General features: G+C 72.1%; 26 protein-coding genes and 1 riboswitch. Of the genes, 8 read left to right on the plus strand and 18 right to left on the minus strand.

Annotation, left to right across the window (positions count from 1 at the left end):
• Window positions 1-44: 44 nt before the first annotated feature.
• From coaBC to pyrR, 12 genes are all read right to left on the minus strand, one after another.
• On the minus strand, window positions 45-1,343 hold the full coding sequence (gene coaBC / locus AB0J39_RS18365) for a bifunctional phosphopantothenoylcysteine decarboxylase/phosphopantothenate--cysteine ligase CoaBC (protein WP_363465946.1): 1,299 nt from the start codon (window positions 1,341-1,343) through the stop codon (window positions 45-47).
• A gap of 16 nt (window positions 1,344-1,359) precedes the next feature.
• Window positions 1,360-1,623: a DNA-directed RNA polymerase subunit omega gene (rpoZ, locus tag AB0J39_RS18370; protein ID WP_363465948.1), complete on the minus strand. Its 264-nt coding sequence runs from the start codon at window positions 1,621-1,623 to the stop codon at window positions 1,360-1,362.
• A gap of 13 nt (window positions 1,624-1,636) precedes the next feature.
• Window positions 1,637-2,233, minus strand: coding sequence for a guanylate kinase (gene gmk, locus AB0J39_RS18375; RefSeq protein ID WP_363465950.1), 597 nt, complete (start codon window positions 2,231-2,233; stop codon window positions 1,637-1,639).
• An 86-nt stretch (window positions 2,234-2,319) separates the two neighbouring features.
• Window positions 2,320-2,643, minus strand: coding sequence for an integration host factor, actinobacterial type (gene mihF / locus AB0J39_RS18380; protein WP_169978578.1), 324 nt, complete (start codon window positions 2,641-2,643; stop codon window positions 2,320-2,322).
• A 345-nt stretch (window positions 2,644-2,988) separates the two neighbouring features.
• Window positions 2,989-3,687 (minus strand): orotidine-5'-phosphate decarboxylase, encoded by a 699-nt coding sequence (gene pyrF, locus AB0J39_RS18385; protein WP_363465953.1) that lies wholly within the window; start codon window positions 3,685-3,687, stop codon window positions 2,989-2,991.
• Window positions 3,684-4,658 (minus strand): dihydroorotate dehydrogenase, encoded by a 975-nt coding sequence (locus AB0J39_RS18390; RefSeq protein WP_363465955.1) that lies wholly within the window; start codon window positions 4,656-4,658, stop codon window positions 3,684-3,686. The genes pyrF and AB0J39_RS18390 overlap by 4 nt, the downstream gene beginning before the upstream one ends.
• Window positions 4,659-4,679: 21 nt before the next feature.
• Window positions 4,680-5,537, minus strand: a complete 858-nt coding sequence (locus tag AB0J39_RS18395) for a dihydroorotate dehydrogenase electron transfer subunit (protein WP_363465957.1) — start codon at window positions 5,535-5,537, stop codon at window positions 4,680-4,682.
• Window positions 5,538-5,578: 41 nt separating this feature from the next.
• Window positions 5,579-8,857 carry a carbamoyl-phosphate synthase large subunit gene (gene carB / locus AB0J39_RS18400; RefSeq protein ID WP_363465960.1) on the minus strand — a complete coding sequence of 1,093 codons (3,279 nt, stop codon included), beginning with the start codon at window positions 8,855-8,857 and terminating at the stop codon, window positions 5,579-5,581.
• Window positions 8,850-9,968 (minus strand): glutamine-hydrolyzing carbamoyl-phosphate synthase small subunit, encoded by a 1,119-nt coding sequence (gene carA, locus AB0J39_RS18405; protein WP_346228465.1) that lies wholly within the window; start codon window positions 9,966-9,968, stop codon window positions 8,850-8,852. Before carA ends, carB begins: the two co-directional genes overlap by 8 nt.
• Window positions 9,965-11,266 (minus strand): dihydroorotase, encoded by a 1,302-nt coding sequence (locus AB0J39_RS18410; RefSeq protein WP_363465962.1) that lies wholly within the window; start codon window positions 11,264-11,266, stop codon window positions 9,965-9,967. The genes carA and AB0J39_RS18410 overlap by 4 nt, the downstream gene beginning before the upstream one ends.
• A 29-nt stretch (window positions 11,267-11,295) precedes the next feature.
• Window positions 11,296-12,231 carry an aspartate carbamoyltransferase catalytic subunit gene (locus tag AB0J39_RS18415; protein ID WP_363465964.1) on the minus strand — a complete coding sequence of 312 codons (936 nt, stop codon included), beginning with the start codon at window positions 12,229-12,231 and terminating at the stop codon, window positions 11,296-11,298.
• Window positions 12,228-12,785 carry a bifunctional pyr operon transcriptional regulator/uracil phosphoribosyltransferase PyrR gene (gene pyrR, locus AB0J39_RS18420; protein WP_363465966.1) on the minus strand — a complete coding sequence of 186 codons (558 nt, stop codon included), beginning with the start codon at window positions 12,783-12,785 and terminating at the stop codon, window positions 12,228-12,230. The genes AB0J39_RS18415 and pyrR overlap by 4 nt, the downstream gene beginning before the upstream one ends.
• Before the next feature lie 434 nt (window positions 12,786-13,219).
• On the opposite strand from pyrR, the gene AB0J39_RS18425 reads away from it, so the two are divergent.
• Window positions 13,220-13,714 carry a transcriptional regulator gene (locus tag AB0J39_RS18425; protein ID WP_030508976.1) on the plus strand — a complete coding sequence of 165 codons (495 nt, stop codon included), beginning with the start codon at window positions 13,220-13,222 and terminating at the stop codon, window positions 13,712-13,714.
• 123 nt (window positions 13,715-13,837) lie between these two features.
• On the plus strand, window positions 13,838-15,082 hold the full coding sequence (locus AB0J39_RS18430) for an arginine deiminase (protein WP_363465968.1): 1,245 nt from the start codon (window positions 13,838-13,840) through the stop codon (window positions 15,080-15,082).
• Window positions 15,083-15,149: 67 nt separating this feature from the next.
• Here AB0J39_RS18430 and AB0J39_RS18435 read toward each other — a convergent pair whose 3' ends face one another.
• Together AB0J39_RS18435 and AB0J39_RS18440 are read right to left on the minus strand one after the other, a co-directional pair.
• Window positions 15,150-15,587: an SAV_6107 family HEPN domain-containing protein gene (locus AB0J39_RS18435; RefSeq protein WP_076432068.1), complete on the minus strand. Its 438-nt coding sequence runs from the start codon at window positions 15,585-15,587 to the stop codon at window positions 15,150-15,152.
• A 405-nt stretch (window positions 15,588-15,992) separates the two neighbouring features.
• Window positions 15,993-16,922 carry a L,D-transpeptidase family protein gene (locus tag AB0J39_RS18440; protein WP_363465970.1) on the minus strand — a complete coding sequence of 310 codons (930 nt, stop codon included), beginning with the start codon at window positions 16,920-16,922 and terminating at the stop codon, window positions 15,993-15,995.
• 125 nt (window positions 16,923-17,047) lie between these two features.
• Between AB0J39_RS18440 and AB0J39_RS18445 the strand changes: the two genes are divergently transcribed.
• Both AB0J39_RS18445 and AB0J39_RS18450 read left to right on the plus strand, forming a co-directional pair.
• Window positions 17,048-17,524 carry a YbaK/EbsC family protein gene (locus AB0J39_RS18445; RefSeq protein WP_363465973.1) on the plus strand — a complete coding sequence of 159 codons (477 nt, stop codon included), beginning with the start codon at window positions 17,048-17,050 and terminating at the stop codon, window positions 17,522-17,524.
• Between the two features lie 44 nt (window positions 17,525-17,568).
• On the plus strand, window positions 17,569-18,141 hold the full coding sequence (locus tag AB0J39_RS18450; RefSeq protein ID WP_363465976.1) for a GNAT family N-acetyltransferase: 573 nt from the start codon (window positions 17,569-17,571) through the stop codon (window positions 18,139-18,141).
• Between the two features lie 10 nt (window positions 18,142-18,151).
• On the opposite strand, the gene metF is transcribed toward AB0J39_RS18450, so the two are convergent.
• Entirely contained in the window at window positions 18,152-19,081 is a 930-nt protein-coding gene (gene metF / locus AB0J39_RS18455) for a methylenetetrahydrofolate reductase [NAD(P)H] (RefSeq protein ID WP_363465978.1), read from the minus strand.
• Window positions 19,082-19,221: 140 nt separating this feature from the next.
• Between metF and AB0J39_RS18460 the strand changes: the two genes are divergently transcribed.
• Window positions 19,222-20,289, plus strand: a complete 1,068-nt coding sequence (locus AB0J39_RS18460; protein ID WP_363465981.1) for a polyprenyl synthetase family protein — start codon at window positions 19,222-19,224, stop codon at window positions 20,287-20,289.
• A 126-nt stretch (window positions 20,290-20,415) separates the two neighbouring features.
• Here AB0J39_RS18460 and thiE read toward each other — a convergent pair whose 3' ends face one another.
• From thiE to AB0J39_RS18475, 3 genes are read right to left on the minus strand one after another with little or no spacing between them, the layout of a single operon-like run.
• Window positions 20,416-21,069, minus strand: coding sequence for a thiamine phosphate synthase (gene thiE / locus AB0J39_RS18465; RefSeq protein WP_363465984.1), 654 nt, complete (start codon window positions 21,067-21,069; stop codon window positions 20,416-20,418).
• A gap of 28 nt (window positions 21,070-21,097) precedes the next feature.
• Window positions 21,098-21,472 (minus strand): Rv2175c family DNA-binding protein, encoded by a 375-nt coding sequence (locus AB0J39_RS18470; RefSeq protein WP_346225658.1) that lies wholly within the window; start codon window positions 21,470-21,472, stop codon window positions 21,098-21,100.
• Window positions 21,473-21,515: 43 nt separating this feature from the next.
• A complete protein-coding gene (locus AB0J39_RS18475; protein ID WP_363465986.1) occupies window positions 21,516-22,694 on the minus strand; it encodes an FAD-dependent oxidoreductase in 1,179 nt (392 codons plus the stop codon).
• A gap of 186 nt (window positions 22,695-22,880) precedes the next feature.
• Window positions 22,881-22,991: riboswitch (TPP riboswitch) on the plus strand.
• Here AB0J39_RS18475 and thiO point away from each other — a divergent pair.
• The 3 genes from thiO to AB0J39_RS18490 all read left to right on the plus strand — a co-directional run.
• Complete coding sequence (thiO, locus tag AB0J39_RS18480) at window positions 22,982-24,094, plus strand: glycine oxidase ThiO (RefSeq protein ID WP_363465989.1); 1,113 nt, start codon at window positions 22,982-22,984, stop codon at window positions 24,092-24,094. It overlaps the preceding riboswitch by 10 nt.
• On the plus strand, window positions 24,091-24,291 hold the full coding sequence (thiS, locus tag AB0J39_RS18485) for a sulfur carrier protein ThiS (RefSeq protein WP_363465991.1): 201 nt from the start codon (window positions 24,091-24,093) through the stop codon (window positions 24,289-24,291). Before thiO ends, thiS begins: the two co-directional genes overlap by 4 nt.
• The coding region (locus AB0J39_RS18490; protein ID WP_363465994.1) for a thiazole synthase at window positions 24,288-24,954 on the plus strand (667 nt) is incomplete at its 3' end. The genes thiS and AB0J39_RS18490, both read left to right, overlap by 4 nt.

Consider the following 24,954-nt stretch of genomic DNA (forward strand, 5'->3'; position numbering starts at 1 on the left):
CTGCGGGGGGCGGGGCGGGCGCCCGCGCCGGCACCACGCGAAGGTCAGGCGAGACGCTGCGCCACCATGTCCCACACTACGTCGGCGAGATCCTCTTTGGGACCCCTCGGAATGTCCACCGAGCCGCCCTCCGCCGTGAGGACGACGGCCGCGTTGTCGGGCGTGCCGAACGCCAGGTTCTCCCCGACCTGGTTCACCACGAGCAGGTCGCAGCCCTTGCGCCGCAGCTTGGCCCGGCCGTTGGCCAGGACGTCGTCGGTCTCCGCCGCGAAACCCACGATCACCCGGGGACGAGGCCCGCCGGGCGTGGCCTCCCCCGGGGCGCCCGCGCCGTCTCCGGCTGCGCGCCCGCGGCCCGCCGTCGCGTCGTACGGCCCGTCTCCCCCGGCGTACGCCTCCCGCCTGGCCCGGCGGATCTCACCCAGCTCGGCCAGGATGTCCGGATTTTTCACCAGATGGATTGGATCGGGCTCGGCGGACGACTTCTTGATCTTGGTGTCGCTCTGCCGTACGGGCCGGAAGTCCGCGACCGCGGCGGCCATCACGACCGCGTCGGCGTGCTCGGCCGCCGCCAGGACCGCGTCGCGCAGTTGCCGCGCCGACTCCACCCGTACGACCTTGGCGCCCGCGGGATCGGGCAGCGTCACGTTGGCCGCCACGAGCGTCACCTCCGCGCCCCGGGCGACGGCCGTACGGGCGAGGGCGTACCCCTGCAGACCGGAAGACCGGTTGCCGATGAAGCGCACGGGGTCGATCGCCTCGCGGGTGCCGCCGGCCGAGACGACGACGTGCCGCCCGGCCAGGTCCTCGCGCCCGCCCGCCAGCACACGGCGGCACACCTCGAAGATCTCGGCGGGGTCGGGCAGCCGCCCCGGACCGGTGTCGGCGCCGGTGAGCCTGCCGACGGCCGGCTCGATCACGATCGCGCCGCGCTCGCGCAGCGTCGCCACGTTCGCCCGCGTCGCCGGGTGCTCCCACATCTCGGTGTGCATCGCCGGCGCGAACACCACCGGGCAGCGCGCCGTGAGCAGGGTGTTGGTGAGCAGGTCGTTGGCCATGCCGTGCGCGGCCCTGGCCAGCACGTCCGCCGTCGCCGGGGCCACGACGACCAGATCGGCCGACTGCCCGATGCGCACGTGCGGCACCTCGTGCACCGACTCCCACACCTCGGTGGTCACCGGATTGCCGGACAGCGCCGCCCAGGTCGGCTCGCCGACGAACCGCAGAGCGTCCCGCGTCGGCACGACACGCACGTCGTGTCCCGACTCGGTGAAAAGGCGGAGCAGCTCGCAGGACTTGTAGACCGCGATGCCGGCGCTCACGCCAAGCACGACAGAGGTCATCGGCTCGAGGCGGTGCTCAGCCCTCGATGGGCTCGGAGGTGAGCAGACCCTCGGAGACCTCGCGCAGGGCGATGGACAGCGGCTTCTCCTGGGCGTGGGTCTCCACGAGGGGTCCCACGTACTCCAGCAGGCCCTCGCCGAGCTGAGAGTAGTAGGCGTTGATCTGGCGCGCCCGCTTCGCACCCATGATCACGAGGCTGTACTTGCTGTCGACGATGTCGAGGAGCGAGTCGATCGACGGGTTGGTGATGCCTTCCGCGTAGGCGGAGCTGCTTGCCACGTCAGTGATTCCCCTAGCTAGGTGAGTTTCCCATCAAGGCTATCAGCCGGTGGCACACGTCCTTGACGGACGTGTTGACGATCGTGAGGTCGAACTCCTTCTCCGCCGCCAGTTCGATCCGGCCCGCGTCCAGACGGCGGGCGATCACGTCGGGAGGCTCGGTGCCGCGGCCGCGCAGCCGCCGCTCCAGCTCCTCCCAGCTCGGCGGGGCCAGGAACACGAGCAGTGCCTCGGGCATCGTCGTGCGCACCTGCCTGGCGCCCTGCAGGTCGATCTCCAGCAGCGTGGGGACGCCTGCCGCCAGCTTCTCCAGCACCGGCCGCCTGGGCGTGCCGTACCGGTTGCCGGCGAACTCGGCCCACTCCAGGAGCTCGCCGGAGGCGACGAGCCCGTCGAACTCGTCGTCGTCGGCGAAGAAGTACTCCACGCCGTGCCGCTCCCCCGGACGGGGCTTCCTGGTTGTCACCGAGACCGACAGCCACACCTCGGGGTGGGACCGCCGGAGCTCGGCGACGACCGTGGACTTCCCCACACCCGACGGACCGGAAAGGACCGTCAGGCGCGGGCGAGGCAAGGAGTCACCGTCGCGTGTCCGGAACTCGCTGGTCACGACTGCCTCGTGGGCCCGATCTCCAGCGGACCGGGACGTGTCGGTCACTCCGTACCCCCGTGAAACTCGCTCGTACGCCGCCGAGATCAGTTCTCGGCGCCGCCGAACTCGCGCTCCAGGGAGGCGCGCTGGTTGGCGCCGAGACCCCGCACGCGGCGGGATTCGGCGATACCAAGGCGCTCCATGAGCTGCTTGGCGCGGACCTTGCCGACGCCAGGGAGCGACTCCAGCAGAGCCGAGACCTTCATCTTGCCGATGACGTCATCGGTCTGCCCATCCTTCAGCACCTCAGCCAGAGAAACCGCGCCGTGCTTGAGTCGGTTCTTGACCTCGGCACGCTCCTTGCGTGCCTTGGCAGCCTTCTCAAGAGCTGCGGCGCGCTGCTCGGGGGTCAGGGGAGGAAGAGCCACGCCGGGTCACCTCGAATTTCTTGTCGATGTACTCGGACGATGGGGGAAACTAGCTGGTCTTGGCCGTAACGGCAACGTCAAGAGCGGGTTCTGCGACGACAAAATTGATTTTACTACTTTTGGTATTCGAAAAGTTACTCTTCGTAGATCAAAACCGCCTCAGCAGGCCCGGAACCGGATGACGCTTGGTGACGGGCGCATGAGACGTTCATGGGCCGGGAACGGGCCGGGAACGGGCCGGGAACGGCCGGGCGCGGTCGCCTCCGGGCGGCTTCGCGGCTCCGGCCTGGCACGCGCCGGGCGAGCCCCTCAGAGGCTCACGCGGCGCAGCGCGGCGGCGCTCCCTCAGGGGCTCACGCGGCGCAGCGCGGCGGCGATCCCGGCGGCCGCCGCGCCGGGGTCGGGGGCCCCCGTGATGGGCCGTCCGATCACGAGGAGGTCGGCCCCCTGGGCGATCGCCTCCTCCGGGGTGGCCACCCGCGCCTGGTCCTGGGTGTCGGCGCCGGCGAGCCGCACGCCCGGGGTGATGAGCGTCACGTCCGGGCCTACCTCCGCGCGTACGGCGGCGACCTCCCGGGGGGAGCAGACGAGGGCCTGGGCGCCCGCCCCGACGGCCACGACGGCCATACGGCGCACGAGGTCCTCCGGGGGTCCCTGGATGCCGATTTCGGCGAGATCGGCCTCGGAAAGCGACGTCAGGAGCGTCACGGCCGCGATCTGGGTGCCGGGGGCCGCCTCGACGGCCGCCCTGACCATCGCCGGCCCTCCTGCGGCGTGCACGGTGAGGTACGTCGGCTTGAGCCGCGCGACCGCCCTGGCGGCGGCGCCGACCGTGTTCGGGATGTCGTGCAGCTTGAGGTCCAGGAAGACCCGCACGCCGCTGGCGCCGCGCACCGAGGCGATCACGTCGGGCCCGTACCGCAGGTAGAGCTCCAGGCCGACCTTCACCGTGGAGACGTGCGGGGTGACCAGGCCGGCCCAGCGGGCAGCGGTCTCCAGGTCGGGCGCGTCCAGGGCTACGGCGATGGGAGCGGGCGTGGTCAAAGCGAACTCTCCTCGAGATCTGATCGCGATCGTGGTTGTGCGCCCGCCGGCCGGTGGGCCAGGCCCACCGCGTCGGCGAGCCGGTCGAACCCGCGCGCCTGCAGAAGCTCCTCGAGCTCCCTCAGGACGCGCGGGCAGGCGTAGGGGTCGTGGAACAGGGCCGTGCCCACCGCGACGGCGCAGGCGCCCGCCAGGACGAGCTCAAGGGCGTCCCTGCCGGTCGTGACGCCGCCCATGCCCACGATGGGCACCCCGGGCAGCGCCGCGTGGACCTGCCAGACGCAGCGCACGGCCAGGGGCCGTACGGCGGGGCCGGACAGGCCTCCGGTGCCGGCCGCGAGCGCGGGACGCATCGTGTCCACGTCGATGCTCATCCCGACCGGGTTGTTGATCATCGCGAGGGCGTCGGCGCCGCCGTCCACGCACGCCCTCGCGACCGCGACGATGTCCGCCACGTCCGGGGACAGCTTGGCGATGACCGGCACCTCGTACGGCGTGGCCGCGCGCACCGAGGCCACGACCTCCGCCGCGGCCGACCCGTCGCGGGCGAACACCCTGCCGCGGTCCTCGACGTTCGGGCACGACAGGTTGATCTCGACGGCGGTGATGCCCTCGGCCCCGGCCAGGCGCCGCGCCAGCGCGGTGTACTCGGTCACGGTGCCGCCCCCGATCGACACCACCGTGCGGGCCCCGCGCTCGGCCAGCCAGGGCAGCTCGCGCTCCAGGAACGCCTCGACGCCCGGGCCCTGCAGGCCCACGGCGTTCAGCAGCCCCGAGGGGGTCTCGGCCATCCGCGGCGTCGGCCGGCCCGCGCGGGGGGCCATGGTGATCGACCGGGTGACGAACGCGCCCAGCCGGTGGACGTCGGAGAAGTGGGCCAGCTCGCGGCCGGTCCCGCCGCAGCCGGAGGCGGTCAGGACCGGGTTGGGCAACTCCACGTGCGCCAGGTAGGTCCGCAGGTCTGCCGTCACCGCGGGTCCCCCCGTCCCGCCTCAGGCATGCCGCCCGCCGGGCGCGCCGAGCGCGTCGAACGGGATCGTCCCGACGTCGTCGAACCGCACCCGCTCGCCCCGGAACACCGGCCCCTCGGTGCAGGCGCGGACCATGCGGGTCACGCCGTCGTCGCCGATGACGGGCACGACGCACGTCATGCAGACGCCGATGCCGCACGCCATGGACTCCTCCACGGCCACCTGCACGGGGATGCCGAACTGGGTGGCGACCGCCGTGACGCCGCGCAGCGTCGGCATGGGCCCGCACGCGTAGACCGCGTCGGCCCGCGCGTCGGCGATCACCCCGGGCAGCACGTCGGTCACCGTGCCGCGCATGCCGAGCGAGCCGTCCTCGGTCGTCAGCGTGGTCGTCTCGCCCATCCGGCGCGCCCGCAACGCCCCGAAGACCCGGTCGGCCGACGACGCGCCCAGCACGAAGTCGACGCGGCAGCCCCGCTGCTGCAGCGCGTCGCCCAGCGCGAACAGCGACGCCGAGCCGTGCTCGTCGCCGACCAGCACGCAGGTGCAGGGGTCGCGCGGCAGGGGGAAGGGCCGGCCGAGCGGTCCGACCAGGTCGAGCGTGTCGCGCGCTTTCCGGTCGGCGAGCCAGGCCGTACCCGCGCCGCGCACGCCGAAGACGAGCTCCACCGTGCCACCGTAGTCCGGCTTCACGTCGTGGACGGCGAAGGCCCGCCGGGTGAGCATCGAGGAGTCGCGGCCTCCGACGGCCACCGTGACGAAGTGGCCGGGCCGGAACCGGTCGGCGATGCCCGGCGCGACGACGGTGAGCGCATGGTAGGCGTCCACCCGGCGCGTCGTCAGCACCGTGCCCGTGACCTGAACCGGACTACCGGCCACTCCCCGCTCCTCTGGGCTCGCTCCGCTCGCGCGGCTCCGGGCTAGTCTCGCAGCCTCCTGGCGTGTTCCTGCAGGGAACGCACGTCGATGTCGCCCCTGACGATGTGCTGGATGCCCTGGACGGCCGCGGCCAGGCCCTGGACGGTCGTGACGCAGGCGATGCCGCGGTTGACGGCGGCGGTGCGGATCTCGTACCCGTCCAGGCGCGGCCCGGACTGGCCGGGGCTGCCGAACGGCGTGTTCACGATGAGGTCCACCTCCCCGTCGAGGATGCGCCGCACGATCGTCGGCTCGCCCTCGGGACCGGCGCCGTCGCTGTGCTTGCGCACGATCTTGGCATGGACGCCGTTGCGGCGCAGCACCTCGGCGGTGCCCTCCGTGGCCAGGATCTCGAAGCCGAGGTCCGCCAGCGCCTTCACGGGGAAGATCATGGCCCGCTTGTCCTTGTTGGCGACCGAGACGAACGCCCGGCCCTTGGTGGGCAGCGCGCCGTAGGCCGCCGACTGCGACTTGGCGAAGGCCGTGCCGAAGAACTCGTCGATGCCCATGACCTCGCCGGTCGAGCGCATCTCCGGCCCGAGCACGGTGTCCACGCCGCGGAACCGGTTGAACGGCAGCACCGCCTCCTTGACCGCGACCGGCGCGTCCAGCGGCAGCGTGCCGCCGTCGTAGCCGGCCGGCAGCATGCCCTCGGCGCGCAGCTCGGCGATCGTCGCGCCCATCATCAGCCGCGCCGCCGCCTTGGCCAGCGGCACCGCCGTGGCCTTGGACACGAACGGCACCGTACGGCTGGCCCTGGGGTTGGCCTCCAGGACGTACAGCACGTTGGAGGCCATCGCGTACTGGACGTTCAGCAGGCCGCGCACGCCCACGCCGCGGGCGATGCCCTCGGTGGCCGCGCGGATCCGCTTGATGTCGAAGCCGCCCAGCGTGATCGGCGGCAGGGCGCAGGCCGAGTCGCCGGAGTGGATGCCGGCCTCCTCGATGTGCTCCATGACGCCGCCGAGGTAGAGCTCCTCGCCGTCGAACAGCGCGTCCACGTCGATCTCGATGGCGTCGTCGAGGAACCGGTCGATCAGCACCGGGTGCTCGGAGGCCGCCTTGGCCATGTACGCCCCGAGGGTGTCCTCGTCGTACACGATGGCCATGCCGGCCCCGCCGAGCACGTACGACGGCCGGACGAGCACCGGGTAGCCGATCTCCTCGGCGACGGCCTTCGCCTCGTCCACGGTCGTCGCGGTGCCGTGCTTGGGCGCGGGCAGCCCGGCCTCGGCGAGGACCCGGCCGAACGCGCCCCGGTCCTCGGCGAGGTGGATCGACTCGGGCGAGGTGCCCACGATGGGCACCCCGGCGTCCTTGAGCGCCTGGGCGAGCCCGAGCGGCGTCTGGCCGCCGAGCTGCACGATGACGCCGGCCACCGGCCCGGTCTCCTGCTCGGCGTGCACGACCTCCAGGACGTCCTCCAGCGTGAGCGGCTCGAAGTAGAGCCGGCCGGAGGTGTCGTAGTCGGTCGAGACGGTCTCGGGGTTGCAGTTGACCATCACGGTCTCGTAGCCGGCCTTGGCCAGCTCGAACGACGCGTGCACGCAGGCGTAGTCGAACTCGATGCCCTGGCCGATGCGGTTGGGCCCGCTGCCCAGGATGATCACCTTGGGCCGGTCCCCCACCGGCACCTCGGTCTCCTCGTCGTACGTGGAGTAGAGGTACGGCGTGCGCGCGGCGAACTCGGCGGCGCAGGTGTCCACGGTGTTGTAGACGGGCCGCAGGCCGAGCTCGTGGCGCGTGGCCCGCACCTCGGCCTCCGGCACGCCCAGGATCTCGGCGATCTGCGCGTCGCTGAACCCGTGCCGCTTGGCCAGCTCCAGCGTGGGCCGGTCGAGCGCGGTGATCGACCGGGCGACCTCGTCGATCGCGAAGAGCTGGTCGACGAACCACGGGTCCACCTTCGTGACCTCGTGGACCTGCTCGGGGGTGGCGCCCGCCCTGATGGCCTGCTGCATCGTGCGCAGCCGTCCGTCGTGCGGCCTGCGGCAGGCCTCCAGGAGCTCGTCCAGGTCGCCGGGCTCACCGGCCCAGCTGAACGACGACCCCTTCTTCTCCAGCGACCGCAGCGCCTTCTGCAGCGCCTCCGGGAAGGACCGCCCGATCGCCATCGCCTCGCCGACCGACTTCATGTGCGTGGTCAGCGTCTCGTCGGCGCCGGCGAACTTCTCGAACGCGAACCTGGGCACCTTGACCACGATGTAGTCGAGCGACGGCTCGAACGACGCCGGGGTCTCCTTGGTGATGTCGTTGGGGACCTCGTCGAGCGTGTACCCGATCGCGAGCTTGGCGGCGATCTTGGCGATCGGGAAGCCGGTGGCCTTGGACGCCAGCGCCGACGACCGCGACACGCGCGGGTTCATCTCGATGACGATCATCCGGCCGGTCTCCGGGTCGACCGCGAACTGGATGTTGCAGCCGCCGGTGTCGACGCCGACCTCGCGGATGACCGCGATCGCGACGTCGCGCATGTTCTGGTACTCGCGGTCGGTCAGGGTCAGCGCGGGCGCCACGGTCACGCTGTCGCCGGTGTGCACGCCCATCGGGTCGATGTTCTCGATGGAGCACACGATGACCACATTGTCGTTGCGGTCCCGCATGACCTCCAGCTCGTACTCCTTCCAGCCGAGGATCGACTCCTCCAGGAGCACCTCGGTGGTCGGGGACGCGTCGAGGCCGGCGCCCGCGATGCGGCGCAGCTCCTGCTCGTCGTGGGCGAAGCCGGAGCCCGCGCCGCCCATGGTGAAGCTCGGGCGGACGACGACGGGGTAGCCGAGCTCGCCGGCCGCGCGCAGGCACTCGTCCATCGTGTGGCAGATCGCGCTGCGCGCCGACTCGGCGTTGAGGCCGTGCTCGGCGGCCACCTTCGCGACGATCTCCTTGAACCGCTCGCGGTTCTCCCCCGCCTGGATGGCGTCGATGTCGGCGCCGATCAGCTCGACGCCGTACTTGCCGAGCACGCCCGCCTCGTGCAGCGCCACGGCCGTGTTGAGCGCGGTCTGGCCGCCCAGCGTGGGCAGCAGCGCGTCGGGCCGCTCCTTGGCGATGATCTTCTCGACGATGTCCGGCGTGATCGGCTCGACGTAGGTGGCGTCGGCGAACTCCGGGTCCGTCATGATCGTCGCGGGGTTGCTGTTGACCAGGATGACCCGGAACCCCTCGCTCCGCAGGACGCGGCAGGCCTGGGTGCCGGAGTAGTCGAACTCGCACGCCTGTCCGATGACGATCGGGCCGGAGCCGATCACCATGACGGACCTGATGTCCGTACGCTTAGGCACCCTTGGCCCCCTTCTTGTCGTCCATCAGCTGGCAGAACTCGTCGAACAGGTACGCGGCGTCGTGCGGTCCCGCGGCCGCCTCGGGGTGGTACTGCACGCTGAACGCCGGGCGGTCCAGCAGGCGCAGCCCCTCCACGCAGTCGTCGTTGAGGTTGACGTGGCTCACCTCCGCCGCGCCGTACGGCGTCTCGAAGGGCCCGTCCAGCGGCGCCCGCACGGCGAAGCCGTGGTTGTGCGCGGAGATCTCGACCTTGCCGGTCCTGCGGTCCTGCACCGGCTGGTTCACCCCGCGGTGGCCGTACCGCAGCTTGTAGGTGCCGAGGCCGAGCGCCCGGCCGAGGATCTGGTTGCCGAAGCAGATGCCGAAGAACGGCACGCTCTCGCCCAGCACCTCGCGCAGGGTCTCGACCGCGTAGCCGGCGGCGGCGGGGTCGCCGGGGCCGTTGGAGAAGAACACGCCGTCGGGGTCGAGGGCGAGGATGTCGGCCGCCTTGGCGGTCGCGGGCAGCACGTGCACCTCGCAGCCCCGCTCGGACATCCGCTGCGGGGTCATGGCCTTGATGCCGAGGTCGACCGCGGCGACGGTGAAGCGCTTGCGCCCCACGGCCGGCACGACGTACGGCTCGGGCGTGCTGACTTCGCGGGCCAGGTCGGCGCCCTCCATGCCGGGCGCGCGCCGCACCCGCTCGACGAGCTCGGCGACCTCGCCGCCCTCGCTGAAGATGCCCGCGCGCATCGCGCCGCGCTCGCGCAGGTGGCGGGTGAGGGCCCGGGTGCCGGGCATCGCGATGCCGACGACGCCCTGGTCGCGCAGGTAGTCGTCGAGGGTCCTGCGGGAGCGCCAGTTCGACGGGATCCGCGACGGCTCCCGCACGACGTAGCCGGCGACCCAGACCCTGCGGGACTCGGGGTCCTCGTCGTTGACACCGGTGTTGCCGATGTGCGGGGCGGTCATCGCCACGATCTGCCGGTGGTAGGAGGGGTCGGTGAGCGTCTCCTGGTAGCCGGTCATGCCGGTGTTGAAGACCATCTCGCCGAACGTCTCGCCCACGGCGCCGTACGGCGTTCCCTCGAAGACGCGTCCGTCCTCTAGCACGAGCAGGGCTGTCATACGAGCTTCCCTTCGAGAACGGTGGGGCGGCCGCGCAGGAACGTCGCGACGACGCGGCCGGGCAGGGTCAGCCCCTCGTAGGGGGTGTTGCGGCTCTTCGACACCATCGCGGCGGGGTCCACGGGCTGCCGGGCCGACGGGTCGTACAGGGTGATGTTGGCGGGGGCGCCGGGCTCGATCGGGCGGCCGTGCCCGGTCAGGCGGCCGATCCTCGCGGGCCGCGCCGACATGCGGTCGGCGACGCCGGCCCAGTCGAGCAGGCCGGTGTCGACCATGGCCTCCTGGACCACGGACAGGGCGGTCTCCAGGCCGATCATGCCCATGGCCGCCGCGGCCCACTCGGTCTCCTTGTCCTCGACCGGGTGGGGCGCGTGGTCGGTGGCCACGCAGTCGATCGTGCCGTCGGCCAGCGCCTCGCGCAGCGCCCGCACGTCCTCGGCCGTGCGCAGCGGCGGGTTCACCTTGTAGATCGGGTTGTACGAGCCGAGCGGCGAGCTCTCCGCGCAGGAGTCGGTCAGCAGCAGGTGGTGCGGGGTGACCTCGGCGGTCACGTCCCAGCCCTTCGACTTGGCCCAGCGGATGATCTCGACGGAGCCCGCGGTGGAGACGTGGCAGACGTGCAGCCGGGAGCCGACGTGCGCGGCGAGCAGGCAGTCACGCGCGATGATCGCCTCCTCGGCGACCGCCGGCCAGCCGGTCAGGCCGAGCCTGGCCGACACCTCGCCCTCGTTGAGCTGGGCGCCCTCGGTCAGCCTCGGCTCCTGGGCGTGCTGGGCGACGACGCCGTCGAACGCCTTGACGTACTCCAGCGCCCGGCGCATCAGCACGGCGTCGGACACGCACTTGCCGTCGTCGGAGAAGACCCGGACGCGGGCCGCGGAGTCGGCCATCGCGCCGAGTTCGGCGAGCTGGCGGCCCTCGAGGCCGGAGGTCACCGCGCCCACGGGCTGCACGTCGCAGTGGCCGTGCTCCTGGCCGAGCCGCCAGACCTGCTCCACCACGCCGGCGGTGTCGGCCACCGGGGAGGTGTTGGCCATCGCGTGGACGGCGGTGTATCCGCCGCGCGCCGCGGCCTGGGTGCCGGTCTCGACCGTCTCGGCGTCCTCCCGGCCGGGCTCGCGCAGGTGGGTGTGCAGGTCCACCAGGCCGGGCAGGGCGACGAGCCCGTCGGCGTCGACCGTCTGGTCGGCCCTCGCGCCCGCGAGGTCGCCGGTCTCCGCCACGACGCCGTCGCGCAGCAGGATGTCGCCCGGGGCGCCGCCCAAGATCCGGGCGCCCCTGATGAGGATGGTGCTCACAGCCGTCCCCTCGTGAAGGTCGTGGGTGCTCATTCGGCGCCTCCGATCGCGGGCTCGGATCCGCCGAGCAGCAGGTAGAGAACGGCCATCCGGACGGTCACGCCGTTGGTGACCTGCTCGACGATCGTCGAGCGCGGCGAGTCGGCGACCTCCGCGGAGATCTCCATGCCGCGGTTCATCGGGCCGGGGTGCATGACGACGGCGTCGTCGTGCAGCCGGGCGAAGCGGTCGCGGTCGAGGCCGTAGCGGCGGCTGTACTCCCGCGCCGAGGGGAAGTAGGCCGCGTTCATCCGTTCGAGCTGGACCCGCAGCATCATCACGACGTCCGACTTGGGCAGCACGGCGTCGAGGTCGTAGGAGACCTGGCAGGGCCACGTCCCTACCGCGACCGGCAGCAGGGTCGGCGGCGCGACCAGCGTCACCTCCGCGCCGAGCGTGTGCAGCAGCAGCACGTTGGACCGGGCGACCCGGCTGTGCAGCACGTCGCCCACGATGGCGACCTTCAGGCCCTCGAGCTGGCCCAGCCGGCGGCGGATGCTGAAGGCGTCGAGCAGCGCCTGGGTGGGGTGCTCGTGGGTGCCGTCGCCGGCGTTGACCACGCTGCCGCGCACCCAGTTGGCCAGGCGGTGCGGCGCGCCGGAGGCGCTGTGCCGGATCACCACGGCGTCGGCGCCCATGGCCTCCAGGGTGAGCGCGGTGTCCTTCAGCGACTCGCCCTTGGACACGCTCGACCCCTTGGCCGAGAAATTGATCACATCGGCCGACAGGCGCTTGGCCGCGGCCTCGAACGAGATGCGGGTCCGGGTGGAGTCCTCGAAGAAGAGGTTCACCACCGTGCGGCCGCGCAGCGTCGGCAGCTTCTTGATGGACCGCTGCGAGACCTGGGCCAGTTCCTCGGCCGTGTCGAGGATGAGGAGGGCGTCGTCGCGGGTGAGGTCGCCGGTCGAGATCAGGTGCCGATTCATCGGTCGTCCTCCTTGATGAGCACGACCGCGTCGCGCCCGTCCGTCTCCTCCAGGAAGACCTTGACCTTCTCGCTCTTGGAAGTCGGCAGGTTCTTGCCGACGTAGTCGGCGCGGATCGGCAGCTCCCGGTGGCCGCGGTCGACGAGCGTGGCGAGCTGGACGGCCCTGGGCCTGCCCACGTCGTTGAGCGCGTCGAGCGCGGCGCGCACGGTGCGGCCGGAGTAGAGGACGTCGTCCACCAGGACGACGGTCCTGCCGTCCACGCCGTCCGGGGGCAGTTCGGTGCGGCCGAGCGGGCGCGCGGGCCGCAGGCGCAGGTCGTCGCGGTACATCGTGACGTCGATGGCGCCGACGGGGACCTTGATCCCTTCGAACTGCGCGATGCGCTCGGCGATGCGCTGCGCGAGGGTGGCGCCGCGAGTGGGGATGCCGATCAGGACGACGCTCTCCGCGCCCCTGGTCCGTTCGAGGATCTCGTGCGCGATCCGGGTGAGCGCCCGGTGGATGTCGGGCCCCTCCAGGACGGCGCGGGCCGGATTTCGGGCATCAGACATGAAAAAGTCACCGCCTTTCCCGCCTCACGGGACGGGTCTTAAAGGGTGTTCGGTCTGCTTAGAGTATCAGGGCCGTCTGCGAACCCCCCTCCCGCCAGGGGTGATGCCCCCCGGGTCCGCTCGCCGGCGGCGTGGTGAGGACGCGACGGGAGACGCGCCGGTGACGTACCGGGGAGCGGAAGCCGCATCGCGCCGGGTGTCGGGGATTTCGGGGAGAGCACTGTTTGACGCTCTTTTTTCCAATCAGCTTGACCTTTGGGAGTGTCGGCTTTACCGTCACTGTCCGTAACCACAACACGCGACCTTCCTGGGTAAAACCCGACGCAGCGGTCACCGAAGGTGCCGGACTCGGCCACCAGCCCCGGTGTTCGGAACGCTTAGGACAAGGACGCACAATCAAGTGAGAAGAGACATAGAAAGCCGGGGGCCACACGATGCCGTCTGACTACGCCAAGTCGCTGGGCGCGCGCCTGCGCGCCATTCGGACCCAGCAGGGGCTGTCCCTGCACGGTGTGGAAGAGAAGTCCCGCGGACGGTGGAAGGCCGTCGTCGTGGGCTCCTATGAGCGGGGCGACCGCGCGGTGACCGTGCAGAAGCTCGCCGAGCTCGCGGATTTCTACGGAGTGCCGGTGTCGGAGCTTCTTCCCGGCGGAGCCGCCCCCAGCCCGCTCGCGCCCGCGCCCAAGCTGGTCATCGACCTGGAGCGCCTGTCGCAGCTGCCGAAGGACAAGGCCGGCCCGCTGGCGCGTTACGCCGCGACGATCCAGAGCCAGCGTGGCGACTACAACGGCAAGGTGCTGTCCATCCGGCAGGAGGACCTGCGCTCGCTCGCGGTCATCTACGACAAGTCGCCGGTCGAGCTGACCGAGGAGTTCATCCACTGGGGCGTGCTCGACGCGGAGGCCCGCCGCGCCGTCGAGTCCTTCTGACCTGCCGTCTTGGCCCGTACGCGGCTCCCCGTGCCCGCCCGCTCGGCGTAGTCACGGGCGGCGTCTTTCGCTTCGGGGAGCCGTCGGTACGAGTGATTCCTGTCACGCGGGGATAGGCAGGACATGACGTTTTACGTGGGCTCCGAGGTGGGCAGGCTTCGCCGCGTCCTGGTCGACATTCCCGAACTCGCGCTCAAGCGGCTCACCCCGGGCAACAAGGACGGCCTGCTGTTCGACGACGTGCTCTGGGTGCACCGCGCGCTGGAGGAGCACCGGGAGTGGTGCGGGGTGCTCGCCGGACGCGGCGTCACGGTGCACCACCTCGGTGACCTCCTGCGCGAGGTGATCGAGATCCCCGACGCGCGCAAGCACATCCTCGACGGCAGCGTCGACGAGCACTGGTTCGGCCCGCTGGCCGCCGACGCGATCCGCAACACGCTCGACTCCCTCGACGCCGACAGGCTCGCACCGCTGCTGACCGGCGGGATCACCAAGCGCGAGATCATGGAGCTGGGCTGCGACCCGGGCTCCATCACCTTCCACACGCTCGCGATGGACGACTTCGTCCTCCCGCCGCTGCCCAACCACCTGTTCGCCCGCGACACCTCCTGCTGGGTGTACGACGGGGTGTCGATCAACGCGATGCGCAAGAAGGCGCGCAGGCGGGAGACCGTCAACTACGAGGCCGTCTACCGCTGGCATCCGCTGTTCGCCGCGGGTTACGGCAACCCGGACGACGGCGGGTTCAACGTCTGGTACGAGGGCGTGCGCATGGCCCCGGCCACCATCGAGGGCGGCGACGTCCTGGTGCTCGGCGACGGCGTCGTGCTCGTCGGGGTGAGCGAGCGCACCCAGCCGCAGGCGGTCGAGATGCTGGCGACCAACCTGTTCCGCGCGGGGTCGGCGACCCGCATCGTGGCGCTCGACCTGCCCAAGACCCGCGCGTTCATGCACCTCGACACCGTGATGACCAACGTCGACGTGGGCGTGTTCACCAAGTACGCCGGGCTCGGCATGCTCCCCTCGTACACGGTGGAGCCGGGCGACACCGACAAGGAGCTGAAGGTCACCGACCACCCGCCGGAGGACATGCACAAGGCGATCGCGCGGGCCCTCGGCCTGGACGACATCAAGGTCCTCACGCCGACGCAGGACGTGCACGCGGCCGAGCGCGAGCAGTGGGACGACGGCTGCAACGTGCTGGCGCTGGAGCCGGGCGTGGTGGTCGCCTACGAACGCAACACCACGACCAACAATTACCTGCGCAGGCACGGCATCGAGGTCATCACGATCCGCGGCAGCGAGCTCGGACGCGGACGCGGCGGGCCGCGTTGCATGAGCTGCCCGCTGGAGCGCGACCCCGTCTGAGCACCCGCGCCCGCACCCGCACAGCTCGCCCGGACGGGACGAGCGGGACCATGGCCGGAGACGGAGGTCAGCCGGCCATGGGCAGGGTGGGGCGGCCGGGCAGACCGAGGATCGACTCGACCTCGCCGACGAACCTGTCCGCCTCCGCTATGATCTCTTCCGCGTCGTTCTGCGTGACGGCGCGGACCATGCCGGCCTCGGCCGCCGCGCGCTTGGTCGCGCTCACCGCGAAGTAGGCCGCCCAGTCCGCGAGCTTGGGCTCGGCCTCCGGCAGCAGCTCCCAGGCGCTGCGCAGGCGCCGCCTGCGGCCGTCCATCGGCCGCGGACGCGCCGCGAGGATCCCGGCGGCCGCACGGAGGGCCGCCAGGTGGGCCGACACGTAGCGGTCCGCGGGGGTGGGCCCGACGGTGGCGTCCGCGAGGCATGCCCTGGCGTCCGCGAGGTGTGCCAGAACCGCCTGCGAGAGCCGGGGCCCGCTCTTCTGATCGTCATTCTGCTCAGTCATGCCCGCCTCCTTGAGTCGTGGCACTCCGGCGAAGGTCGCCGGTGACCTCACAGTCGCAGATCGCACCGACAATTTCGCCGGCCGGGAGATCCCGTGAACCGCTCGAGATCGCCCGACGCTTTCTCAGGCTCCCGTGGGCGGCCGGACGAGGAGCTTCCCCTCTCCCCGTCCGGCCCACGCCGCGGGCCGTGCCGCATCCGTCTCCGCCGACGACGAAGGCACGAATCCAACGGGGTGGGCGCGAGCCGCGAGTCCCACGCCCACTCCATCGAACATAGATTCGATCATGTCCACTGTCAAGACTGTCAACGAATACGTGTTCGAGGAGTGTGGCGCAAACGCGGGCACGAGACGACGGAGGGGCCCCGCGCGATCACCTCACGCGGGGCCCCTCCGGAAGTGGAACTAGCGCCTGAAGGCACCCCTGACGTGCACCGGGACGCCCTTGCCGAGCATGCCCGGCAGGACCTCGGCCACGTTCATGGGCAGCCGCACGCAGCCGTGCGACGCCGGGTAGAGCGGCACCGACAGCGCGCCGTGGAGCGCGATGCCGCCGTTGAAGAAGATCGGGTTGTAGAGCTGCCCGAGGTAGGACCGGTGCCAGCCCTTGACCCGCCAGGTGGTCTTGTAGTCGCCGGTAGGCGTGCGGGCGCTGCCGGAGAACCGCTGCCGCTTGCCGTTCCAGGTGGCGTACTCGGTGTAGGGGACGCCGCTGCCGCTGGAGATGTGACTGATCATCACCGGCGCGTCGTTCCGGTACAGAACCATCACCTGTCTGGTCAGGTCCACCTCGACGCGGGCCGGCTTGCCCCGGGGCACCAGGACCCTGGGCGCGCGGGGATTCTCCAGCGCTCTCCAGGTGCGGGCGGCGATCGTGCTGGTCGGCTTGATCCCCTGCACCTTCTGGAAGGCCCAGACCGCCGTCAGCGTGGTCCCGCCGTAACGGCCGTCGGCCGAGCCGGGCATGTACCCGAGCTCCCTGAGCCGGGACTGCAGCGCCTTCACGGCCGAGCCCTTGGCACCGAGCCTGAGCGTCTTGCCCGGCGCGGCGAACGGCGGGTAGGCGGCACGCCCGGGCACGGCGGCCCGCGCCGGAAGCGCCGGGAACGCCGGAAGCGCTGACGGCACGGTGCTCGCTGACGGCACGGTGCCCGCCGACAGCACGGTGCCCGCCGACAGCACGGTGCCCGCCGACAGCACGGTGCCCGTGGTCACCGCTCCCGCGGGCGCGGTGGTGCGCGCCTGCGCCGTGCCGGTGACGCCGGCCGCCGCGAACGCCACGGCTCCCACCGTGACGAGCGTGGCCGCGGCCAGTCGCCGTCGACCCCTCATCATGACCAACCCCTCATAAGCCCGATTCTCGATCAAAGGACCCACCATACGGTCCGATTGTGAGCCGCGTGATCACACGTGGCCATAATCGGTGACGTATGTCCTGGCAATCCGTTTAGAGTGACCGCGTGGCAGAAAAGTTGCATCCGAATGTCGTCCGGGTCCAAGAGGCCCTGCGGGCTCACGAGGTGACGGGCGAGGTCGTCGTGCTGGACGAGGCCGCCCCGACGGCCGCCACTGCGGCGGCCCAGCTCGGTTGCGAGGTGGGCGCGATCGCCAACAGCCTGATCTTCGACGCGGACGGCGCGCCGCTGCTGGTGCTGACCAGCGGTGCCCATCGCGTGAACACCGATCTGATCGCGCGGCTCGTCGGCGCGGCGAAGGTACGGCGGGCCACGCCGGAGTTCGTCCGCGAGCACACCGGGCAGCCCATCGGCGGCGTCGCCCCGGTGGGGCACCCCGCGCCCGTACGGACGCTGGTGGACACCTGGCTGGGCAAGCACGACGTGGTGTGGGCCGCCGCCGGGCACCCCCACTCGGTCTTCCCCACGTCCTACGAGGAGTTGCTGCGCATCACCGGGGGCACGGCCGCCGAGGTGGAGTGACGCCTGGCGGACCGGCCCTGCGACGTTTTGCTAATGTGCGACGGGTGATCCAACTGCGACGGGTGGGGCCCGACCGGTTCAGGGCGGCGCTGGGCACCGTGCTGGAGATCTACACGGTCGCCATGCGCCCGCCGTCGGACCAGCTCGCGGGGCGCATGGCGATCATGCGTAACCACTCCACCTATCCCGACTTCGACTGCGTGCTCGCCGAGGACGCGCAGGCGCCCGACGGAGTCGCCGGCTTCGCGTACGGCTTCCACGGCGGCCGCGGGCAGTGGTGGCACGACGTCGTGCGCGGGGCGCTGCAGGACCGGGCCGGGCCGGTGGTGGCGGAGGACTGGTTCGGCGACGCCCTGGAGATCGCCGAGATCCACGTGCGCCCCGAGTACCAGGGCCGGGGCCTCGGCCGACGCCTGATCCACACGCTGTGCGAGGGCCGCCCCGAGCGCACGGCCGTGCTCTCGACGCACGACGCCCCCACGGTGGCCCGGCATCTCTACCGGGACGTGGGGTTCGCCGACCTGATGACCAGGTTCGTCTTCCCCGGCGGGTACGAGGAGTACGTCATCGCCGGGGTGCGGCTGCCGCTGCCCGAGCGCGCGGTTCGCGAGAGCTGAGCGGGCCGGCTCAGCCGGCGACGGCGGCGGGCACGCTGTGCAGCGCCTGGAACACCTCGCGGGTCGCGCTCGACCGGTTGAAGGTGATGAAGTGGATGCCGGGCGCGCCCTCGTCGAGCAGCTTCTGGCACACCTCGATGGCGTGCTCGATCCCGAGGCGCCGGACCGCGGCCGGGTCGTCGGCGACGGCCTCGAACCGCTCGGCCACCTCCGGCGGGAACGGCGCGCCGGACAGCTGCTCCGATCGGGCGATCGTGCTCATCTGCGTGACGGGCATGATGCCGGGGATGATCGGGGTGTCGCACCCGTGGGCCGCCACGCGGTCGCGCAGCCGCAGGTAGTCCTCCGCCCGGAAGAACATCTGGGTGATCGCGTAGTCGGCGCCGGCCCGGCACTTCTGCACGAAATACTTGGTGTCCGACTCGATGCTCGCCGACCTGGGGTGCTTGTAGGGGAAGGCGGCCACCCCCACGCAGAAGTCGCCCGACTGGCGGATCAGCCGCACCAGCTCCTCGGCGTACAGCACGCCCTCCGGGTGCTTGACCCACTCGTCCAGGGGGTTGCCCCCGCGCGGGTCGCCGCGTACGGCGAGGATGTTGCGCACGCCCGCGTCGGCGAACCGGCCGACGAGGTGGCGCAGCTCGCGGATCGAGTGGTCGACCGCGGTGAAGTGGGCGACGGGGGTCAGCGTCGTCTCGTGCGCCAGCCGCTCGACGATGTCGACCGTGCGGTCGCGGGTCGAGCCGCCGGCGCCGTAGGTCACGGAGACGAACGTCGGCCGCAGCGCCTCGAGCTCGCGGATGGCCCGCCACAGCTGGCGCTCCCCCTCGTCGGTCTTCGGCGGGAAGAACTCGAACGAAAACGAGCGCTCGCCCGCGGCCAGCAGTTCGCGGACCGTCGGGACGCGATCAGGAAGCCGCGAGGGCAGACCGAGAGCCATACAGGAGAGGTTACAGCGCGACCGTTTTCCGGATAGTCGCAGTCTTGCTATGTGGACGTTTTCCCTTACTGGGGGAGTTAACCCACTTGAAGGGGGATCTGGTGATGTGTGTCCGGATCAACCCCGGTTAGTCTCAGAGCATGACCGCTTCCGCCGTCTCGCTCGATTCCATCCGTACGGAGGTGGACCGCGCACTCCGGGAGTTCCTCGACCGGCAGCGACCACACTTCGGTGACCCTCATCTGGCCGCCCTGCTGACCGCCGCGGAGGACTTCCTGGCCGGCGGCAAACGGTTGCGCCCCGCCTTCTGCCACTGGGGGTGGCGGGCCGCGGGCGGCGGCGACGACCCGGGGCTGCACTCCGCGGCCGCCTCGCTGGAGCTGCTGCAGGCGAGCGCGCTCGTCCACGACGACGTGATGGACGCGAGCGACGTGCGCCGGGGCATGCCGTCCGCGCACCGCCGGTTCGAACGGATGCACACCGAGGCGGGCTGGCACGGCTCCGCGCGGCAGTTCGGCGAGGGCTCCGCCGTGCTGCTGGGGAATCTCCTGCTGGTGTGGTCCGGGGAGATGTGGCGCACCTGCGGCCTGGCTCCCGAGGCGCTCGCCGCCGCCCAGCCGGTGCACGATCACATGCTCACCGAGCTGATGTGCGGGCAGTATCTCGACCTGCTCGAACAGGCGCAGGGCGAAAGCACCTACGAGAGCGCGCTGCGGGTGGCCCTCTACAAGAGCGGCAAGTACTCGGTCGAGCAGCCGCTCCGGCTCGGCCTCGTCCTCGCCGCCCGGGCCCGGCACGCGTGGATCGACCGGCTCTGCGTGCAGTACGGCCAGCAGGTGGGCATCGCCTTCCAGCTGCGCGACGACATCCTCGGCGTGTTCGGCGACCCGGCGGAGACCGGCAAGCCCGCCGGAGACGACCTTCGCGAGGGCAAGCGGACCGTCCTGATCGCGCGCGCGCTCGCCTCGGCCGGCCCCGCGCAGGCGACGGTCGTACGGTCTCTGCTCGGCGACCCCGGGCTGGACGCCGAGGGCGTCGGGCGGCTGCGCGCGGTGATCGAGGAGACCGGCGCGCTGGCCGCGTGCGAGGGCATGATCAAGCGCTATCTCGACGACGCGCTGCACGCCCTCGACCACGCGCCGATCGAGGAGGAGGCCCGGACGGCGCTGGCCGCCCTCGCCGTCGCCGCCACGTCCCGCCGCACCTGACCGCCGCGCCTGAGGGGGACGCGCGGCCGGACCGGTGGCGGCCCCGGACCGCCACCTCCCGCCGCACCTGGCGGAACGCGGCGCTCGGACGGCTCAGCGGCGGCTCAGGGGCGGCTCAGGGGCGGCTCAGAGCGGGACGGCGGTCAGCCGGGCCTTGAGCGCGGCGGCGGCGGCGCCGGGATCGTCGGCCTCGGTGACGGCCCGGACGACCACGGCCCGGCGCACGCCGTGCGCCATCACCTCGTCGAGGTTGCCCAGGTCGATGCCGCCGATGCCGAACCACGGCCGGTCGGCGCCCAGGCGCGCGGCGTGTTCCAGCAGCGCCGGGCCGGGCGCCGGGCGGCCGGGTTTGGTGGGCGTGGGCCAGATCGGCCCGCAGCAGAAGTAGTCCACCCCGGGCTCCACGGCGGCGGCCGACGCCTCCGCCGCCGAGTGCGTGGACCTGCCGATGAGCACGCCGGAGCCGAGGATCTCCCGGGCCACCGGGACCGGGAGGTCGTCCTGCCCGAGGTGCAGGATGTCGGGCCGGGCGGCGAAGGCGACGTCCGCCCGGTCGTTGACCGCCAGCAGCGCGCCGTGCCTGTCGCACGCCGCGCGGAAGACCTCGAGCAGGTCCAGCTCCTCGCGCGCCTCCAGGCCCTTCTCCCTGAGCTGGACGATGTCCACTCCGGCGGACAGGACCGCGTCGAGGAATTTCTCCAGGTCGCCGCGGTCCCTCCTGCCGTCCGTGCAGAGGTAGAGCCTGGCCTGCGCGAGCCGCTGTCGCCGGGTGTCAATCACCCGACCACAATGCCATGCGGCCGTACGGTCAGAAACCCAGGGCCTGGGCCCTGCGCTTGACCTCGGTGTGCCGGCCCTTCACGATCGCGTCGATCGGGGACCCCGGCAGCGAGTCGTCCGGGGTGAACAACCACCGGATCGACTCCACCTCGTCGTAGCCCGCGTCGGCCAGGAGCGTCAGCGTGCCGGGCAGGCCCTTGAGCACGTCGCCGCCGGCGATGAACACCGCGGGGATCTGCGGCTCACCTCCGCCCCTGCGGACGCCGGCGAGCTTCTTGTCCTTGAGGAGTTGCTTGGCGCGGCCCATGCTGAGCCCTAGCCTCTTGGCGGCCTCCGAGAGGGGGAGCCACTCCCCGACGAGCTGGTCGGTCTCTCGGTCGATCTGCGCAACAGTAAGCGTCACGGATCCACCATTACCACAGGCGGGCCGCCGGGAAACACCTCGATTACGTCATAATGCAGTCGCGGAGCGGGACGGCCGGATCGGCCACCCGCCTCGGGTCGAGCCGCTGGCCGCCCTCGACGATCCTGCGGCCCTGCACCACGTCGCGCGGCCGGTCCACGGTGAGCACCGCGGCGAGCCGGTCCTCGGCCGTCAGCCAGCACACCGCCCACTTCGCGTCCCTGTGGGGGTCGCCGCGCAGCAGCACACGGTCGCCCGCCTCCCGGTGCCCGGCGAACTGCACCATGTGGCCGAACTGCTCCGACCAGAAGTACGGCACGGGGTCGTAGACCGCGTCCTCGCCCAGGAGGGTGGCGACGGCCGTGTCGGGGGCCTGGAGCGCGGTGTCCCAGTGCTCGACCCGCAGGCGGGTGGCGAACCTGCGCGACCACCAGTTGGCGCAGTCGCCCACCGCGACCACGTTGGGCAGCGACGTGCGCAGGTGCTCGTCGACCACCACCCCGTCGTCGAGCCGGACGGCCGAGCCCTTCAGCCAGTCGACGGCGGGGCGCACCCCGACGCCGGTGACGACCACGTCCGCCGGCACCCGGGCGCCGGACATGAGCGTGAGGCCGTCGGCGTCCACGGTGCCGACCATCGCGCCGAGACGCAGCTCGACGCCCGCCCGCGCGTACCAGCCGATGGTGTGGCTGCCCACGGCGGGGCCGAGCGCCACGGCGAGCGGGCTCTCCCCCGCCTCCACGACGGTCACCGCGCACCCGGCCCTGGCCGCGGCGGTGGCGACCTCCGCGCCGATCCAGCCGGCCCCGATCACCGCCACGCGGGCGCCGGGGACCAGCCGCTCGCGCAGCGCCAGCGCGTCCTCGATGGTGCGCAGCACGTGCTGGCGGCCCTCGCCGCGCAGGCGGATCGGGGCGGCGCCGGTGGCGATGACCAGGCCGTCGTACTCCAGCTCGCCCTCGGTCGTCTCCAGCACGCCGTCACGCAGGCCCTTGGCCGCCGTGCCGAGGCACAGCCGTACGTTGAGGGCGTCGAGGTCGGAGTCGACCACCGTGGAATCGGTGCCTCCGAGCAGCACCGCCTTCGACAGCGGCGGCCGGTCATAGGGGCGATGGTGTTCCTCGCCGATGAGCGTGATGCGCCCGGTGAATCCACGGGCCCTCAACGCCTCGATGCTTCGCACGCCGGCCAGGCCGGCACCCACCACCACGACGTGATCCACAGCTTGACCATAGATTGTCAGCGGGGGCCCTGGCCAACGGGCCCCTCATAACGAGTTGGGCAAGTAGCGCGCACTTCGACGGGGGCCCACGTTGTGAAGGAGTTCCCTGTTCGAACGGCGCCGGCCGTGTGACGGCGCGCGGCCTCCGGCGATCGGCCATGACAGGCGGCGTACTACGCTGGTGCACGTAAGACGCGCGGGAGCCCGGCGGACCGGGCTGAGAGGAGAGCGTGAGGCTCTCGACCGCCCCGACCTGATCCGGGTAATGCCGGCGAAGGGAGCGCGCTGTGCCCCCCACATACGACGTCGTGATCGCCGGCGGCGGCGTGGCGGGCCTGGCCGCGGCGTGGCGCGCGGTCCGCCGGGGCCTGTCGGTGGCGGTGGCCGACCCCGTGCCCGGAGGCGGCGCCACCCACGCGTCGGCCGGGATGCTCGCGCCGGTCAGCGAGGTGACCTACACGGAGGAGCCGCTGCTGCGGCTCGGCCTCGCGTCGCTGGCGGCCTGGCCGGGGTTCCGGGCCGAACTCGAGGACGAGAGCGGCGTCGAGCTGGACTACCGGACCGATGGCACGCTCGAGGTCGCCCGCGGCGCGGACGACATGGCCTATCTGGACGACCTCGCGACCTTCGAGCGGACGCTCGGCCTGCGGGTCGAGCGGCTCACCGGGCGCGAGTGCCGCTCCTACGAGCCGATGCTCGCCCCCTCCGTACGCGGCGGGCTGCTGGCCCGCGACGACGCCTGGGTCAACCCGCGCAGGGTCGTGCGGGCCCTGCTCACCGCGTTCGAGAAGGCGGGCGGCACGCTGGTCGCCGAGCGGGTCTCCGGGATCGACGCCTCCGGGACGGGCGGCCCGTCCGTACGGCTGGCGTCCGGCGAGGCCGTCGCGGCGGGCCAGGTCGTCGTGGCGGCCGGATCGTGGTCGGCGTCCTTGCTGCCCGGCCTGCCGGTGCGCCCGGTCAAGGGCGAGATCCTCCGGCTGCGGGGGCCACAGGGGTTCCTCACGCGGTGCGTGCGAGGGCTGGTGCACGGCTCCCCCGCCTATCTGGTGCCCCGGGGCGACGGAGAGATCACGCTGGGCGCCACGGTGCAGGAACTGGGGTACGACGCGCGGGTCACCGCCGGCGGCGTGTACGAGCTGCTGCGGGACGCCCGTGAGCTGGTGCCCGGCATCACCGAGCTCGAACTGACCGAGACCACGGTCGGCTTCCGCCCGGGCACGCCCGACAACCTGCCGCTCATCGGCCCCGCCGGACCGCCCGGCGTGTTCGCGGCGACCGGGCACGGCCGCAACGGCGTGCTGCTGTCCCCGATCACCGCCGACGCCGTCGCGGCGCTCCTCACCGGCGACGAGCCACCCCCGGTCACCGGGGCCTGCCATCCAGGGAGATTCAGCAAGTGAAAGTCACGATCAACGGAGGCGCGGCCGAGTTGCCCGCCGGCGCCACGGTCGGCGACGCCGTACGCGCCCTCACGTCCCTGACGTCCGGGGTCGCGGTGGCCCTGAACGGCGAGGTGGTGAGCCGGAGCGCCTGGGACTCCACTCCGGTTGCCGACGGCGACGGCGTCGAGGTGCTGACGGCGGTGCAGGGAGGATGAGCATGACCGACGACGTCTTCGTGCTGGGCGGGGAGAAGTTCACCTCGCGCCTCATCATGGGCACCGGCGGCGCGCCGTCGCTGGAGGTGCTCGACCAGGCGCTGGAGGCGTCCGGCACCGAGCTGACGACCGTCGCGATGCGCAGGCTCGACCCGGCGTCGCGCGGTTCGGTGCTGGACGTGCTGCGCGCCCGCGGCGTCAAGGTGCTGCCGAACACCGCGGGGTGCTTCACGGCCGGGGAGGCCGTGCTGACCGCCCGCCTGGCGCGTGAGGCCCTGGGGACCGACTGGGTCAAGCTGGAGGTCATCGCCGACGAGCGCACCCTGCTGCCCGACCCGATCGAGACCTTCGACGCCGCCGAGCGGCTGGTCGCCGACGGCTTCGTCGTGCTGCCATACATCGGCGACGACCCGGCGCTGGCCCGCAGGCTCCAGGACGCCGGGTGCGCGGCGGTGATGCCGCTCGGCGCCCCCATCGGCTCCGGGCTGGGCATCCGCAACCCGCACAGCATCGAGCTGATCGTCGAGGCCGCCACGGTCCCGGTGATCCTCGACGCCGGCATCGGCACGGCCAGCGACGCCGCGCTGGCGATGGAGCTGGGCTGCGACGCCGTGCTGCTGGCCAGCGCCGTGACGCGGGCGCACCGGCCGGACCTGATGGCGG

Origin of the sequence: Microbispora sp. NPDC049633, from assembly GCF_040675265.1 — a bacterium.
In the GTDB taxonomy this organism is placed as follows: Bacteria; Actinomycetota; Actinomycetes; order Streptosporangiales; family Streptosporangiaceae; genus Microbispora; species Microbispora maris.